Annotated in this window: 2 protein-coding genes; one reads left to right on the top strand and one right to left on the bottom strand. The window is 35.7% G+C overall.

The window, feature by feature from the left end; all coding sequences use genetic code 11:
- Positions 1-186: 186 nt before the first annotated feature.
- Positions 187-594 (top strand): hypothetical protein, encoded by a 408-nt coding sequence (locus tag C2M35_RS15275; protein WP_105265701.1) that lies wholly within the window; start codon positions 187-189, stop codon positions 592-594.
- A gap of 273 nt (positions 595-867) precedes the next feature.
- Here C2M35_RS15275 and C2M35_RS15855 read toward each other — a convergent pair.
- Positions 868-1,114 (bottom strand): hypothetical protein (locus C2M35_RS15855; RefSeq protein WP_234000078.1); only part of this gene is annotated, 247 nt, incomplete at its 5' end.

Here is a 1,114-nt window from a genome sequence, read left to right as displayed (position 1 = left end):
ATAGTCAAGAAAACGACCCAATCGCGTGCTTTTGTCGCAAGATGAAAACGAGCAATAGCTATTTTTAATAATATTGGCAATAAGTTAACTCGTCTGTTAAAAATATATCATTCAGAAAAGTGAGCGGTAGCGTAGTAGAAAAACGCGCGATTCGCTCGCTATAAACATGTTAGGTGCAAAGGACGTATGCGCATATTATCTAGTTTCATTATTACAACTTCACTCTTTACAGGTATGGTTTGTGCCACCGAAGAACTGTTGGTGTATAAAATTTCTCCCGAGTGCATTGAAAGCATCTCTATAAATGAATCAAGCTTTAAGGGATATTGGAATATTAGTATTGAGTTAACCGCTTCTGAAGGTTTAAATTTAAATAGCATTACTCAAAAGAATCTAGGGCGCAAATTTGTAGTGGTAGATGCTCGAGAAAATGATATTGGTTTTCCATCAGCTACTTTGAAAGCACCGCTATCTAAAAATTTCAGAATGGCAGGCTTTGACTCTATAGATAAAGCGCAAAGTGCAAAAAAACAAATTTTAAATAATACAGGTGCGTGTGGTTTTGCACCTAACAAGCTAATAAATAAGGACTAAAAACAGTTTGCTGTTTTCGTTCCTCAACATTTTAGCAAACTATTTTGAGCTCATTATTAGGGCGTTATAAGTCTTAAGGTTGGATATGCCAATATTTGCTCAGGTACTGTTATTTGTCGGCTTTGCTTGCGTTTTGATTTCGACGGTACTGGTGTTCGTTTTTAAGCTCCCCAATACCAGTGCGCTTACCCTTTTGGCTAAAGGCAGTTTTGTTTTTCGTGATTTACAAGATTTTGTAAAAGTTAAGTGGGTAAAACCAATATATACAATTAGTTATGTTGGTTTAGGCTGTATATTAGTCGCAATATACAGTGTGCTAATAGTCAATGTATAAGACTTATAACAAAGCAATAATGAATGGGACGCAAAAAGCTTGGCTTGCGTCACTTCGTTCCTAATTTTAGCCAAGCTTTTATGCGCCCCATATTGCGGCGTTATGTTTAAAGGCATGATTCGATATTTAATTTTAAGTTTAGGTGTATTTATTTCTGGCTGTTCTCTATTCAAAATTGGAGAGAAT

Origin of the sequence: Pseudoalteromonas sp. T1lg76 (genome assembly GCF_002964725.1) — a bacterium.
In the GTDB taxonomy this organism is placed as follows: domain Bacteria; phylum Pseudomonadota; class Gammaproteobacteria; order Enterobacterales; family Alteromonadaceae; genus Pseudoalteromonas.
The sequence above is the reverse complement of the archived record's forward strand: the minus strand, read 5'-3'. Positions and strand labels throughout refer to the sequence as shown.

Coding starts and splice junctions, on each gene's coding strand:
- C2M35_RS15275 (WP_105265701.1), top strand. CDS start 187: ATGCGCATATTATCTAGTTTCATTATTACAACTTCACTCTTTACAGGT.